The sequence below is a fragment of the Bartonella ancashensis genome, assembly GCF_001281405.1.
Classification (GTDB): domain Bacteria; phylum Pseudomonadota; class Alphaproteobacteria; order Rhizobiales; family Rhizobiaceae; genus Bartonella; species Bartonella ancashensis.
Map to the genome: position 1 here is coordinate 951,129 of NZ_CP010401.1, position 15,658 is coordinate 966,786.

10 protein-coding genes and 1 tRNA gene are annotated in these 15,658 nt (G+C 36.8%); 6 read left to right on the forward strand and 5 right to left on the reverse strand.

Annotated elements, in window-relative coordinates; all coding sequences use genetic code 11:
- Nucleotides 1-407: 407 nt before the first annotated feature.
- The 5 genes from gyrA to tgt all read left to right on the forward strand — a co-directional run bounded on the left by gyrA (nucleotide 408) and on the right by tgt (nucleotide 6,203).
- The gene (gyrA, locus tag PU02_RS04245) at nucleotides 408-3,176 is read left to right on the forward strand and encodes a DNA gyrase subunit A (protein ID WP_053944218.1); all 2,769 of its coding nucleotides are present in this window, start codon (nucleotides 408-410) and stop codon (nucleotides 3,174-3,176) included.
- Between the two features lie 22 nt (nucleotides 3,177-3,198).
- Entirely contained in the window at nucleotides 3,199-3,717 is a 519-nt protein-coding gene (coaD, locus tag PU02_RS04250) for a pantetheine-phosphate adenylyltransferase (RefSeq protein WP_053944219.1), read from the forward strand.
- Nucleotides 3,707-4,282, forward strand: coding sequence for a peptidylprolyl isomerase (locus tag PU02_RS04255; protein ID WP_053944220.1), 576 nt, complete (start codon nucleotides 3,707-3,709; stop codon nucleotides 4,280-4,282). The genes coaD and PU02_RS04255 overlap by 11 nt, the downstream gene beginning before the upstream one ends.
- A gap of 18 nt (nucleotides 4,283-4,300) precedes the next feature.
- Nucleotides 4,301-4,810, forward strand: a complete 510-nt coding sequence (locus tag PU02_RS04260) for a peptidylprolyl isomerase (protein WP_053944221.1) — start codon at nucleotides 4,301-4,303, stop codon at nucleotides 4,808-4,810.
- Nucleotides 4,811-5,069: 259 nt separating this feature from the next.
- Nucleotides 5,070-6,203: a tRNA guanosine(34) transglycosylase Tgt gene (gene tgt / locus PU02_RS04265; RefSeq protein WP_053944222.1), complete on the forward strand. Its 1,134-nt coding sequence runs from the start codon at nucleotides 5,070-5,072 to the stop codon at nucleotides 6,201-6,203.
- Between the two features lie 509 nt (nucleotides 6,204-6,712).
- Here tgt and PU02_RS04270 read toward each other — a convergent pair.
- The 3 genes from PU02_RS04270 to PU02_RS04280 all read right to left on the reverse strand — a co-directional run bounded on the left by PU02_RS04270 (nucleotide 6,713) and on the right by PU02_RS04280 (nucleotide 10,208).
- Nucleotides 6,713-8,116, reverse strand: a complete 1,404-nt coding sequence (locus PU02_RS04270) for an MFS transporter (protein ID WP_053944223.1) — start codon at nucleotides 8,114-8,116, stop codon at nucleotides 6,713-6,715.
- 105 nt (nucleotides 8,117-8,221) lie between these two features.
- Nucleotides 8,222-9,424, reverse strand: a complete 1,203-nt coding sequence (locus tag PU02_RS04275) for an NADP-dependent isocitrate dehydrogenase (RefSeq protein WP_053944224.1) — start codon at nucleotides 9,422-9,424, stop codon at nucleotides 8,222-8,224.
- Nucleotides 9,425-10,133: 709 nt separating this feature from the next.
- Nucleotides 10,134-10,208: transfer RNA gene (locus tag PU02_RS04280), tRNA-Glu, on the reverse strand.
- A gap of 547 nt (nucleotides 10,209-10,755) precedes the next feature.
- On the opposite strand from PU02_RS04280, the gene glpX reads away from it, so the two are divergent.
- Complete coding sequence (glpX, locus tag PU02_RS04285; RefSeq protein WP_053944225.1) at nucleotides 10,756-11,745, forward strand: class II fructose-bisphosphatase; 990 nt, start codon at nucleotides 10,756-10,758, stop codon at nucleotides 11,743-11,745.
- A gap of 97 nt (nucleotides 11,746-11,842) precedes the next feature.
- Here glpX and PU02_RS04290 read toward each other — a convergent pair whose 3' ends face one another.
- Both PU02_RS04290 and PU02_RS04295 read right to left on the reverse strand, forming a co-directional pair.
- Nucleotides 11,843-12,949 (reverse strand): branched-chain amino acid aminotransferase, encoded by a 1,107-nt coding sequence (locus PU02_RS04290; protein ID WP_053944226.1) that lies wholly within the window; start codon nucleotides 12,947-12,949, stop codon nucleotides 11,843-11,845.
- 407 nt (nucleotides 12,950-13,356) lie between these two features.
- Complete coding sequence (locus PU02_RS04295) at nucleotides 13,357-15,654, reverse strand: SPOR domain-containing protein (RefSeq protein WP_053944227.1); 2,298 nt, start codon at nucleotides 15,652-15,654, stop codon at nucleotides 13,357-13,359.
- Nucleotides 15,655-15,658: the final 4 nt, after the last annotated feature.

The window sequence follows — 15,658 nt, forward strand, 5'->3', positions numbered from 1 at the left end:
TTAAGGAATTGTTTTACTGCGGCCATTTTTACGCTACACGATGAGCAAAATAAGATTCTCATTGGATGTTAAAAAAAGGAATGTAGGTGATCTAAAAACTAAGGCAATAGATCAGTTATATGGTGAAAGGGGTTGCGTCTCGAGCCTAGTTTTGAAGGTTGCCTATGAGCTGTGTGTATTATCAATGATTTTTTAGGCAATATGATGGAGCGTTTGATACCTTATATCGTCTTGTTTGAGTAAAATGATACAGTTTTATAGATAATTTGAGACAAAAAGGGATGATAATTGAGGGATGTTAGCGAATTTTCATTAGTGTAAAGATGAAAATTAGCATTTTGGAGTATTTTTGCTATATTTACTAAAATAAATTAATAGTGATTCTTTAATTTGAAAGTATTGGAATTGTGACCGATTTTATTCCACCCTCAGAACAAGACGCACCAACCGGTATTGAGTCAATTAATATTATTGATGAGATGCGGCGATCTTATCTTGATTATGCGATGAGTGTCATTGTATCGCGTGCACTACCTGACGTACGTGATGGTTTGAAGCCGGTTCATCGGCGTATTTTGCACGCGATGAATGAGATGGGCCTTTCTTTCAACAAGTCGTACCGTAAGTCAGCAGGGGTTGTTGGTGAGGTGATGGGGAAATTTCATCCCCATGGTGATGCTTCGATTTATGATGCATTGGTACGTATGGCGCAGGATTTTTCTTTGCGTGATCCATTGATTAATGGGCAGGGGAACTTTGGTTCTGTTGATGGTGATCCTCCGGCGGCTATGCGCTATACAGAATGTCGTTTAGAAAAAGTTTCAGAAGAGCTTTTGGCTGATATTGATAAGGATACGGTTGATTTTCAAGATAATTATGATGGGCGTGAACGTGAACCTGTCGTTTTGCCTGCACGTTTTCCTAACCTTTTAGTGAATGGATCAGGTGGTATTGCTGTTGGGATGGCGACAAATATTCCTCCACACAATTTGGGAGAAGTTGTAGAAGGTTGTATAGCTTTAATTGATAATCCTTACATCACATTAGATGAAATGACTGAGATTATACCTGGTCCTGACTTTCCTACAGGTGGCATTATCCTCGGTCATTCTGGTATTCGTTCAGCTTACGAAACGGGACGTGGTTCGATTATTATGCGTGCTAAGGTTGATATCGAAGAAATTCGTAACCAACGGCAGGCCATCATCGTAAGTGAGATACCTTACCAAGTCAATAAAGCAACAATGATTGAAAAGATTGCTGAATTAGTGCGTGATAAGCGCATTGAAGGAATTTCTGATCTACGTGATGAGTCTGATCGTGATGGATACAGAGTTGTGATTGAACTTAAGAGGGAAGCTGTTGCAGAAGTTGTTTTAAATCAACTATATCGTTATACGCCTCTACAGACTTCCTTTGGTTGCAATATGGTTGCATTAAATGGAGGAAGACCTGAACAAATGACGTTGCTTGATATGCTTCGTGCATTTGTTTCTTTCCGTGAAGAAGTTATAAGTCGGCGAACGAAATATCTTTTATGCAAAGCGCGTGAGCGCGCTCATGTTTTTGTTGGTTTGGCTATTGCCGTTGCTAATATAGATGAAATTATAGAGCTAATTCGTAAGGCATCTGATCCACAAACGGCGCGTACACAATTGATGGAGCGCCGTTGGCCAGCTGAAGATGTTGCATCTTTGATTAAACTGATAGATGATCCTCGTCATGTTATTCATGAGGATAACACATATAATTTGTCCGAAGAGCAAGCTAGGGCCATTTTGGAGTTACGCTTACAAAGGTTAACAGCGCTTGGTCGGAATGAAATTGCTGATGAACTTAACAAAATTGGAAAAGATATCACTGGTTACCTTGATATTTTGGCGTCGCGTTCACGTATCATGGGGATTGTTAAGGATGAGCTCAGTACTCTTCGTGAAGAATTTTCAACTCCCAGACGAACTGTCTTTGGTTTCGGTAGTGTCGAGATGGACAATGAAGATTTGATAGCGCCTGAGGATATGGTTGTTACGGTAAGTCATAGCGGTTATATCAAGCGTGTGCCCTTGAATACCTATCGTGCGCAGCGCCGCGGTGGTAAGGGGCGTTCTAGTATGACTACGAAGGATGAGGATTTCGTAACTCGCTTGTTTGTAGCTAACACACATACACCAGTTCTTTTCTTTTCGTCACGTGGAATTGTTTATAAAGAAAAAGTTTGGCGTTTGCCTATTGGGACTCCTCAATCACGTGGTCGATCTCTCATTAACATGCTTCCTTTGCAACAAGGTGAGCGTATCACAACGATTATGCCATTACCTGAGGATGAGACCAGTTGGAGCGAGCTAGATATTCTTTTTGCAACGACACGTGGAACTGTACGACGTAATAAATTATCGGATTTTGTGCATGTTAATCGCAGTGGTAAAATAGCGATGAAGCTTTACGAAGAAGGAGATGAAATTCTTTCGGTTGATACATGTACAGAACGTGATGATGTTGTTCTGACAACTGCAAACGGGCAATGTATTCGCTTTCCGGTGACTGATGTTCGTGTGTTTTCTGGTCGCAATTCTGTAGGGGTACGCGGCATAGATATGGCCGATGGAGATCGAGTCATTTCGATGACTCTTTTAGAGCATGTTGAGGCCACATCAGCGGAGCGCTCTGCTTATATGAGACGTGCAGTGAGTGAGCGCCGTGCAGTAAGTACAGATGATGAAGATACAGTTTTCATTGAAGAAGAAGAAGTTAGAGAAGAGCTAACAGATGAGCGTTACGAAGAACTTAAAGATCGTGAGCAAATGCTTTTGACAGTTAGTGAATTTGGTTATGGGAAGCGGTCATCTTCTTATGAATTCCGTGTTTCTGGGCGTGGTAGAAAAGGGATTAGAGCAACTGATCCATCAAAAACAGCTGAAATTGGTAAATTGGTAGCGGCTTTTCCAGTAAAACAACGAGATCAAATTATGCTGATTTCTGATGGAGGGCAGCTTATTCGCGTTCCTGTTGATGGTATTCGCATAGCTGGTCGTTCGACTAAGGGGGTAACGATCTTTAATACAGTAAAAGGTGAGAGAGTTGTTTCAGTGGAGAGAGTTTCTGAATCTGAGGAGGATACGAGTCAGTTAGATACGGATTGTGATTCCAATGTAGCTGATATCAGTAAGGGTGAGTAATTTAATATACTGGGATACAATAATGGTAATTGCTCTTTACGCAGGTTCTTTTGATCCCATTACAAATGGTCACCTTAGTGTTTTGAAGAGCAGTTTTCTTTTGGCTGATAGGGTATTTGTAGCCGTAGGTGTACATGGTAATAAACATCCCCTTTTTAGGGTAGAAGAACGTATTGATTTAATCATGTGCGCGGGTAGGGATTTATTGAATGTTTCTCATGATAAGTTACAGGTCATTTCGTTTGATAATCTTCTGATTGATAAAGCACGTGAGATTGGTGCTTCTCTTCTTGTTCGCGGATTACGTGAAGGAACAGATTTTGATTACGAAATGCAAATGGCGGGGATGAATAGAATCATGGCTCCTGAGTTGCAAACCGTATTTTTACCAGCAGATGTTGCCAGCCGCATGATAACTTCTACATTGGTGCGTCAAGTTGCTGCCATGGGTGGTGATGTTACACCTTTTGTTCCTCAAAATGTTGCACATGCTTTGCGTTTGAAATTTAAATTTGAAGAGGATAAAGGTTGTGTATTCTAAGATTTTTTCTATTTTTGCATGTATTTTCTATTTTTTGTCGTTTTCTGTAGCAGCAGACAATCATGATACTCTCGTATTATCCCTTAAAAATGGTGATGTAGTTATTCGTCTTTATCCTGATCTTGCACCAAAACATGTTGCTAGGATTAAGAAATTAACAGAAGAAGGGGCTTATAACGGTGTAGTATTTCATCGTGTAATTCCTGGTTTTATGGCGCAGACTGGTGATGTAAAGTTTGGAAAAAAGAACAGCTCTTATTTTGATCTTAAACATGTTGGAACAGGAGGCTCAGATTACCCCAATTTGCCGGCAGAGTTTTCAGATATGCCATTCAAGCGTGGTACCGTAGGGATGGCGCGTTCTCAGGATTTTCACTCGGCAAATTCACAGTTTTTTATTTGTTTTGATGACGCTTCTTTTTTAAACGGTCAGTACACTGTTATTGGAGAGGTTGTAAGTGGTATGGATGTTGTTGACAAAATAAAAAAAGGAACGGCAAGAGATAATGGATCTGTTGCGAATCCTGATGTTATTGAATCTGCTTATTTTCCAGTTAATCCATAAATTACAAGGAGGGCCACAATGGCTAAAACTAAAAATTCAGAAAATATTCTAATTCTTGATACAACGAAAGGGAGAGTGGTTATAGAGCTTTTTGCTGACTTGGCTCCTAATCATGTTGCACGTATCAAAGAGTTAGCACATGAGGGCGCTTATGATAATGTTGTTTTTCATCGTGTCATAGATGGTTTTATGGCACAAACTGGTGATGTGCAATTTGGGAAAAAAGATAGTAAAGAGTTTAATTTATCACGCGTTGGTACAGGGGGCTCTGATAAACCGAATTTAGTTGCAGAGTTTTCAAACATTGTTCATAAGCGCGGTGTAGTCTCTATGGCTCGTAGTCAGAATCCAAACTCAGCAAATTCACAGTTCTTTATTTGTTTTGCAGATGCGCCTTGGCTTGACCGTCAATATTCTGTATGGGGACAAGTCGTTGAAGGTATGGAGAATATCGATAAAATTAATCGTGGGGAACCACCTAAAGACCAAGATATTATTATTAAAGCAACGATAGCTGTTAGTTCATAGTGACGCAAAGAGAATTGTGAACAATTGCCATTATGGTTATGTTTTACGTTTAAAGATGAAAAGTTTTAAATAGGTTGTTCATCCATTTATGAGGGAGATTTTTTGTTACTTGAAAGAGTCTTTTTATTTTTCATCCGCATAAATTTGGAAATAAGCTGTGGTGTTTGTGAAATTTTTGTAAGAAATTCATTAAAAAATATAAGGGTGTTTCTTAATTTTTACAGTGAAATGAATTTATAGGATTGAAAAGATAAATTTGGTGACAAAGGTATTCCATTATAAAAAAATTGCTCAAGATGGCAATGCGCGTTTAGGTGAAATTATAACGGGTAGAGGCCGCATTCGTACGCCTGCGTTTATGCCAGTTGGAACAGCAGGAAGCGTTAAGGCTATGTATATGGATCAGCTACGCGATCTTGGGACAGATGTTATTTTAGGGAATACTTATCATTTAATGTTACGTCCAGGAGCTGAGCGTGTAGCACGTCTTGGTGGTTTACATGAGTTTGCACGCTGGCCTGAACCTATCTTGACAGATTCTGGTGGTTTTCAGGTTATGTCTCTTTCGGGAATATGTAAAATTACAGAAAAAGGTGCTATTTTTCGTTCCTATATAAGTGGTGCATATTATGAAATGAGTCCAGAGCGTTCTATAGAGATTCAAGGGCTACTTGATTCTGATATTCAGATGCAGCTTGATCAATGTATTGCCTTACCAGCGAAGGAGAAGGAAATAGAAGCGGCTATGGAGCTTTCATTACGTTGGGCACAGCGTTGTAAGACAGCTTTTGGTAATCAAGCAGAGAAAGCTATGTTTGGTATTGTTCAAGGTGGTGATAACATAAGATTACGTGAATACTCTGCTCAGGCATTGAAAGAAATGAATTTAAAAGGTTATGCTATTGGTGGGCTTGCAGTTGGAGAACCACAAAATGTGATGATAGATGTATTAGATGCTACTTGTCCTATTTTACCACAAGATAAACCGCGTTATCTCATGGGAGTAGGGACACCAGATGATATTTTAAAAAGTGTTGCTCGTGGTATTGATATGTTTGATTGTGTTATGCCGACACGTGCAGGACGCCATGGTTTAGCTTTTACCCGCTTTGGTAAAATTAATTTGCGTAATGCACGCTATGCAGAGGATTCACGTCCTCTTGATATACAATCATCTTGCCCTGCCACACGTGACTATAGTCGTGCTTATTTGCATCATTTAATAAAATCGGGTGAATCTCTTGGTGGTATGTTATTGACTTGGAATAACCTCGCTTATTATCAGCAACTAATGCAAGATATTCGTGCTGCTATCGAAGCAAAATATTATGCTTCTTTTTGTGATCAAACAACTTTTTTATGGAAGCATGGCTGTGAGGTTTCTACACAGTAAAGCTATTGTTTTTCCTTCTCAAAGAAATTTATTATTTAGATAGTTAGGATTATTTTTAAATAAAAATTGTTTAAAGCTTTCAGAGAATAATAAAACTGCGCTATCCTAAAAGATGGATGCGCAGTTTTATTAGTTACGTTTTTTTTACAATGAGAAAACTCTTGTAAAGGTCACCACTCCGATACGCACTACCTAATTCGGAGAAAGCAGTTTACTACCTGCTTTTTTAATATTATTTAGAGAAACAACATTAATTATGGGTTAGTAAATGATTAAAGAAGTATGAAAATTGCGGTTTTTATGAGGTAATATGTATTTTTTTACTAAGAATAGGCACAAAAATTTTGGATAACAGAAGAAAATTACAATATGTTTTTGAAAACTACTTAAAAGAAAGTTCCTGAACGACATAAATACATTCTAGTTGAATTTTTATTGTTTAAGAGAGGGGTGTTTTATGATTTTGAGAGCGGTAATTGTCGTGTTTATTTCACTATAACTTAATGATTTTAATATTTGCCTGGTTTTTTTAACATTTTATGAGAGACATAGAAGGAAAATGGCAAACCAAGAAAAAGTATAACTCCTGTAAATATCGTAAAAAGAGCTTTTGCAGCAGAAACTGTTCCTTCTATTCCTCCGGGATTAAATAGGCCAGCAAGATTAGTAATAGCACCTGCTACTGCTGCACCCACAGCTGCAGAGAGTAGTTGTATAGAAGTAAGAGATTCACTTGCACGAAAGACGTCTTTATCTTGAGCGCATTGTAATATACGTGTGAGCAGATGCGGCCACGCTATACCAGCACTAATACCCATGAGAAATAACGATATGCAAATAACAAAAGTAGATTCTGTGTCTGCTATTTTTGTTGGAATGAAGCGTAGCAATATACCCATATTAAAAACAATTAATACGGGAGAGCATATGGTAATTCTACGAATGTTTTTTTTAGTTGCGTTAGCACATAATAAGGAGCCACATGTCCAACCAAGACTTATCAGGGCAGTTATATAAGCAGCGATAAGGGGACCCTTTTTATGAAGTTCTTGAAAAAAAAGTGGCAAATAAAATTCCAACCCATAAGCTACGATATTTACAATGAGTATCAATGAGTAGACAGGAAAAAATTCGGAAGAAAGAGAAAAGGTCTTATGAGGAAACATGGGGTGCTGGCTTGATGATTCAAGTTTTGCTAAGACAAAGAGAAGACCTATACCAGTTATGAAACTAAAAATTATTGTCATTGCATTCATAGTGCTTCCAACAGAAATTACCAGAATCAACAAGGTAAGTACAAGGAGTTGTGTAATAGGAAGAGGGAGCTCTGAGATTAGCATTTTGTTTTTTTTAGGCAAAATTTTAAATACCATGAGTGAAAAAACGATTGCTAAAAATCCAATAATCCAAAAAGCAGCTCTCCATGTACTATATTGTGCAGTAAGGCCACCGATAGCGGGTCCCAGAAGTGCTGATACTCCCCACATTCCAGATATAACACCTAATGCACGTGGCCACAGAGGTGGATTCAAAACAATACGTACTATGGAATATGATAGGGATAATAAGAAACCACCACCAAATCCCTGAATGAGACGTCCTGTTAAAAAAAGAGGCATGTTGTGAGCAAGGCTGCAGATAAATGTGCCGACTGTAAAAGTAAGAATAGCAATAATATAAGCATTACGAGGACCTGTTGCTCCTAATATTTTGGTCGCAATCGAAGTGCTAATTAGTGAGGATACAACAAGAATAGTTGCTGCCCATGAGTAGTATTGTTCACCACCAATATCTTTGATAAGAGAAGGAAGAATAGCCGTAGCAGCGTAAATATTGGTAGCATGTAACGCAACACCACCAGAAAATATCAAAGAGTAGATATTGTTTTTTCTACATAAAAATTTAAAAAACATCGTTTTTTCAGAATTTTATATTTGTAAATTAATGTTAAAACTTAATTAAAAAAATCAAAGCCCTTATTTCAGAGCTTTGAAATATCAAATTATACTAGTTAGTCATTATTTTTTTAGGTTTTGATCAATTTTATCGAGAAAACCCGTTGTCGAAAGCCACTTCTGCTCAGGACCGATTAAAAGAGCAAGATCTTTGGTCATGAAGCCTTCTTCAACAGTATTAATACAAACCGCTTCCAGTGTATTTACAAAATTTTTCAATTTTTCATTATCATCAAGTTTTGCACGATGTGCTAGTCCTCGCGTCCATGCAAAGATAGAAGCAATAGAATTTGTTGAGGTCTCTTCATTTTTCTGGTGCTGGCGATAGTGGCGCGTTACCGTACCATGTGCTGCTTCTGCTTCGACAATTTTTCCATCAGGCGTCATTAAGACAGAAGTCATAAGACCGAGTGATCCAAAGCCCTGGGCAATGATATCTGATTGGACATCACCATCGTAGTTTTTACATGCCCAGACATAGCCTCCTGACCATTTTAAGGCAGAAGCGACCATATCATCAATTAAGCGGTGTTCATAGTTTAATTTACGATTTTCAAATTCAGTTTTAAATTCAGTCTCAAATATCGTTTGAAAAATATCTTTAAAACGCCCATCGTAAGCCTTCAAAATGGTATTTTTTGTAGAGAGATAAACAGAAACATTTCGTTGTAGGCCATAATTAAAAGAGGCTCGAGCAAAATCACGGATTGATTCATCGAGGTTATACATAGCCATAGCGACGCCTGCATTTGGGGCATCAAAAATATCATGTTCAATAGTGTGGCCATTCTCGCCAACAAATTTGATACTGAGCTTTCCTTTGCCAGGAAATTTAAAGTCAGTTGCTTTATATTGATCACCAAAAGCATGGCGCCCTATAATAATTGGTTTTGTCCAATGTGGAACAAGGCGTGGGACATTTTTGCAAATAATAGGTTCGCGAAAAATGACGCCTCCTAAGATATTACGAATTGTTCCATTTGGTGATCTCCACATTTTTTTTAAGTTAAATTCTTCCACACGCGCTTTGTCAGGAGTAATTGTCGCACATTTTATACCTACTCCATGTTTTTTGATGGCATGAGCAGAATCGATAGTAACTTGATCGTCTGTTGCATCTCGATTCGTTATAGAAAGATCGTAATATTCAATGTCAATATCTAGATAGGGATGAATCAGTTTATCTTTGATATATTGCCAAATGACACGAGTCATTTCATCTCCATCGATTTCGACAATGGGATTTTCCACTTTGATCTTTTCCATCAGAGATCCTTTATCTTTTTTAAATAATAATGTTAGTCATAACATTTTTAGTTCTATGATGAAAAGTAAAAATAGGAATGATATGAGAAGTATACTTTATAGGAACGGGGGCTAAAGTGTATTCGCTATTTGAAAGCAGTGATTATTACAGATGAACTAGAGATCCTGAAAAGAAAATAAGATATTTGTAAGCAATGATTTTTTTTACAATAGCTTATAGGCATCTTTTCTTAAATTACCTTTCATAAATTTTATAAAACTTTTCATTGAGTGGGAGATAATGAAGAGTTTTTTTTCACTTTAAAGTATTGGAAGTGACAAATATGGATATTAGTTTTACTTTAGCTAAAGTAAGTGGTTGCTGATCTTCTTATTTTTATTGAAATAAGATTCTTTTAGCAAATCTGACGCAGGCTATACTCATAAACTAGTTAATCTATTTTCTATTTGTGTAATTTTTTATTAAATTTTTTGAGTAGTTATGGCAGGAATCTTCTTTGCACAAAAACAGAAACGTTCTATGAAATAAGGCTCTTATAACAAAAGTAACAAGAAGCACATGCATGTCGAATAAAACACATAGAAAGCAACGATCAGTACTTGTGTGCAACTAGGTTTCCGTTTTATTGAAATTTTCATGAAAATGAAAAAGAAATAACACACTGTTCGTGCAGTAATCAAATAAGCAGTGGCACGATAAAAAGGAGACTGGTACGCCCAAGGGGAATCGAACCCCTGTTTCCGCCGTGAAAGGGCGATGTCCTAACCGCTAGACGATGGGCGCAAACCAATGAAAAGGCTTATAGAGAGGATCTTTTTACTTAGCAAGTCCCTATGGATAACTTTTTTTAAAAAATATGTTTTATTAAATTATTTTTAAGTGTTTACTATCCGTATGCAGCTTAAAATTTTGGATAAAGTTTACGTAGGATGCTCATTATTGCAAAAAATAATAAAAATTTATAAAATTCACTCTTAATTTAGCATCAGCAAGGAAGCTATATGATCTTTATCATTATGAATGTTTGAAGGCAGGTTTTTGCGTAGTTTTATCGTTTCTACACTTTGTTATATATTGTTTTGTGGTAATTGTATTTTATAAAAAAAACTTGATAAAAAGGATAGGTCATCAAGAAGGAGAGTCTTATTCTAGTTGTGTGCAAAAAAGTAGGTGTGTAGTAACGTATTTAAAAAATGTATTTGTTTTTTGGAATTATGAAATAAAAAACTCAAATTGCTTTTATTTTATCTTTTTAAGAAGTGTTAGTTGATATTTGAGCGATAAAAAGTTAGTTTTTTTATGAATAATAATTTGGTAGGACTCTGATCATATGCTTGAGGAAACTCAAACTGCTTTAAATGGGCTGGATCGTATTTTGACGCTTGAGTTGGTGCGTGCAACTGAACATGCTGCTGTTGCGGCTGCGCGTTTGCGGGGCCGTGGTAATGAAAAGGCAGCCGATCAAGCTGCTGTTGATGCAATGCGAAAAGAACTAAATCGCTTACCTATTAGTGGTACAGTTGTAATTGGTGAAGGTGAGCGTGATGAAGCACCCATGCTCTATATTGGAGAAAAAGTAGGACTTCGAACCGGTCCAGAGATGGATATTGCGCTTGACCCTCTTGAAGGGACTACAATTTGTGCTAAAAATCTTGCTAATTCTTTGTCAGTTATTGCCATTGCTGAAAAAGGCAATTTACTTTACGCACCGGATGTTTATATGCAAAAAATTGCTATTGGTCCTGGTTACCCAAAAGATCTGGTTGATATAGATGCTAGCCCATCGGATAATATTTTTTCTCTTGCGAAATTTAAGGGTGCTTCTGTTAATGAAATCACTGTCTGCATTATGGATCGGCCGCGTCATGCAAAATTGATCAGTGAAGTACGTGCGACAGGAGCAGCGATCTGTTTGATTAATGATGGGGATGTCGCTGGTGTCATTAATACATCAGCTCCAGATGAAACAGGTATTGATATTTATATGGGGATTGGTGGAGCTCCAGAAGGTGTTTTAGCTGCTGCTGCTTTACGCTGTACCGGTGGATATATGCAAGGGCGTTTACAGTTTAGTACAGAAGAACAAATCACTCGAGCTCAAAAAATGGGGATCAATGATACTGATAAAGTTTATACAATGGAAGAAATGGCAAAGGGTGATGTCCTATTTTCTGCAACAGGTGTAACTGATGGCAATATGTTGTCTGGTGTAAAATTTATGCGCGATTACATTCAAACAGAAACGATCGTAATGCGTTCGTGCACTGGTACGATTCGCAATGTTAAAACGCGACACAAAGATCAGGAAAAATTTAGGTAGTGCTTTTTTAAATTAGTGTCTTTAAAAACGCGGAAGAGTCTGCTTAATTGTCGAAGTGAGTGCTTGAGGCTTTGAGAGCGAATGGCGTGTTTTGTGATTATGAAAGCTCGACGAAACGTATCCAGCCGTTTTTATCTTCTATGTTTCCCCTTTGGATATTGGTGAGTTCTGTACGAATTTTGTTGGTAATTTCACCGGTCAATCCATCTCCAACAACAAGTTCTCTACCTTTGTATTTAAAACGGCCAATCGGTGTAATGATAGCAGCAGTGCCACAAGCAAACGCTTCTTTAAGTTGCTTGTTTTGAATATCATTTTTCAGTGATTCAAAGGCATACGGGCGTTCTTCCACTGTTAAGCCCATTTGTTGAGCCAATTTTAAAACTGAATTACGAGTTATTCCAGCGAGAATAGTGTCCTTAAGAGAAGGTGTTATAAGGGTATTGTTTGCCAAAACAAAGCATATGTTCATGCAACCAAGTTCTTCAATCCACTTACGTTCAACCATGTCAAGAAAGAGTACTTGATGACAATGGGACTGAAGTGCATTTTTTTGTGCAAGAAAACTTACTGCATAATTGCTACCACATTTAGCACTGCCTGTTCCGCCTGGTCCTGTTCGGCTATATTCTGTTTCAATCCATACGGTTATAGACTCATTCATTTCTGTGAAGAATGACTCAACTGGAGAGGCGATAATACAGAAAATGTATTTTTGAGAGGGACGAACGCCTAAAAAACCTTCATTTCCAAACATAAATGGGCGTAAGTAAAGACTAGCATTTGGATTACTAGAAATCCATTTTTCATCAATTTTTACTAATTGGTCAATTGCATCCAAAAAAATATTTTTGGGTAATTCAGGCATTACTAGTCTCTTTGCTGATTGTGCAAAACGTTGGGCATTAGCTTCAGGACGAAACAATACAACGCGTTTATCTTTTGTGCGATACGCTTTAAGACCTTCAAAAATTCCCTGAGCATAATGTAATACAGCACTTGCTGGACTAATTGCTAAATGTTTGTGTTGCGAAACAGTAGCATTATGCCATCCATTTTGTTCGTTCCACTGTATGGTGACCATATGGTCTGTAAAAAATTTGCCAAAACCGGGGTTCTTAAGTATTTCTGCCCGTTTTTTATCTGATATTGGGGATAAGCTTTTTTCTACTTTAAAGCTTAATGGTAAGTGAGAAGGAGTCATGAATAGAACCTTTTTGGAGATAACTTAATTTTTTGATAGGACAGGAAGGAAAACAGCTTTTGGTAACATTATAACAAAGATTGAAGTATGAGTCTTGTACTGAAAATCTACCCTAAGACTAATGTGATTATTACAGATCTTTCAAATTTACTTTGTTACGTATAGTGAATATTTTGATTATTAGAAAGCAGACCTAACTTTTTAGGTTATAGGCATTTTTACAAATAAAACTTAAAATACAAAACAAAAAACCAAAATTTTTAGATTCTTATTAAGGAACAAGAAAAGAAAGAAACAAACACATCTAGGGGAATGTTTTTTCCTTAATATGCACACAAAACTAGTATTTTTTACGTTTCTAGAAATTTAATAGAAATAAAAATATATAAATAACGAAGCTGTATTATTTATTGGGGGATGAAACAGCTGCCTCCAGAATTTTTTATGCTTTCACAAAGGCTTACAGCTTCATTACGATTGTTAGTTTGAACACGAACACGGTAATAAGTTCCTTTCCCTTCTATAAAAGCAGGCTGAATATTTAGAATGCGATTGCCGATAAGATAACCAAATTTGAGTTTTAAATTTCTCAAAGAATCTTCAGCGAGTTCAGGTGTTGGTTGAGATGCAAGTTGCACGTAGTAACTTTGAGAACCTTCCATTTTTGTTTGCACGGCTGTATTTGCTCTAGAAATGGTTTGTTTCCGTTCATTTACACTTGGCTTAATAAAAGGTCTTGGTACAAAAGAATTAAGCTCTTGTTCATTGACATTGGAAGAATGTGAAACAGTTGAAGATTGATCATGAGAATGATCTTTCTCTTGAGATCTATTCGTTCCATAGTCATTTACAGAGTATACTGATACCAGTTTTTTTGTGCCATCTGGATTTACAACAACGGTTTTAACTTCCTGTTTTGGCGTGGAATGATCAGAAGATTCCATTGGCTTATATGTTTTTTCTGAAGTTAATGTTTTTCTGCTATCTGAATGCGCGATGACTTCTTTAACTTCATGTGTCGGAATAACACGATCAAGCGCATGCGATATTGCATCTTCCACATGGAATTCCTCAGAGAGGGATGAAGAAGAATCATTGAGTTGTGATTCAGTTAAAATTTTAGGCTCTTCGGAGGTATCAATAAGAGATTCTTGTGCTACCTCTTGTTTCTTATAGAGGTCATCTTTTTGCTGATAAATATTTAAATTGTTCTGGATGTCATTTTCAGATTCTGTCTCTTCTGGTTTTATCTTAAACGGTATATTATCCGCTCGTATAAAAGGTAAATATGCCTCGTCACTTGATGATTCAAAGAGGCGGAAATAATTAATAAAAGAAGTTCCTAGTATGGCAAGAAGAGTAACACCAGCAATAAGAGTTTTATATGTAACGATAAACTTCCAAAAAGGATTAGCTAATATATAAACTTGTTTTTTTATCTGCAAATCCATATTGTGGATCTTCAGGAAGAGAGGAAAAAAAATGCTCTTTACTGTCAATGGAAGGGCTAAAATCGCTTTGTTTTTTTGTGAAGAAGAATTTTCTGAAACACTTCCTACATTAAATATATCAGAAAATTCTTCGTCAATCTTATCAGAGGAAATATTGTGTTGGGGTGCTTCATATAAAACTTCAGGAACCATTATAGGTTCAATTTTTTCTACGACTTCATCTACAAGCTTACACGTATCAACTTCTGGATGAGGATTATCATTGTAGGAATTCTTTTGTACGAAAAAATTATCTCCTTTCATACCCTCAATTGCTCCTGATGAAGGTTGTATATTACTGAAGCTATCCTGATAATGTCGGGCATCATTTTTACCATCTTTCTTTTGGGTGACAGCAGATTCCCGTTCTAATGATTCTTTTTTGTGCAAATCTGGATGAGAAAAAACGCGTTTTTCTTGAGAAGGATTCTTCCGGTTAAGTGATCCACTATCTTGTGATGAAACAGAAGATGATGAAAAAAAGTTTTCTTCTTTATCGATAGAGGAAGTCCTCATTTTTTTTATTAACTGAGAAGATGGAGAAAGAGAAAGTTCACCTTCAGAAGGAGATGGATTCCTATCGCTACTCTGTTTAGATTGCACTTTATCATTTTCAAAACGTGGAGAACTAGATAATTCACCATGATTGTGAGGATTGTGAGTACTTTTATTTAATTTCTGAATATCTGAATTATTTGAAGACTGCAGATTTGCTTGCATAAGAGACGCAGTTTCTTTTTTATTAGCACTACTTTGGGCAGAGAAATAGTTGGTGCCACTGGGTAAAGAACTTTCTTTTAAAGCTTCGCTTTTTTGAATTGGTAAAGGAGATAATGTATTCAAAAATTTTTCTTCATCATCATTTATGGATGATAAATCATTTTTCTTTATAGAGGAAATTTCCGGAAAAGAAACAGCTCGCTGAGGTTCTTGATTGTTAATAGTAGGGTGTAAATCCTGAGAATTTTCTTTATTCTTAAGTGCAAATTTATTTGCTAAGTCATTTTCAAATTCTTCATCTAGAAAAGGAAAATCAAAATCACCATCCGAAAATGAACCATCAGAATTCTGAGATTCTAAAGATTCTTGGTTTGGTAAGGAGTCAAACTCTTGATTTTCATCTTGATTTAAAAATTGTGCAAGCTCCGCCAATGGATCATATTCTTCATGATCTTTTCTTTTTTCTTGCAGATATTTGCGATCATTATCGCTCATAGGC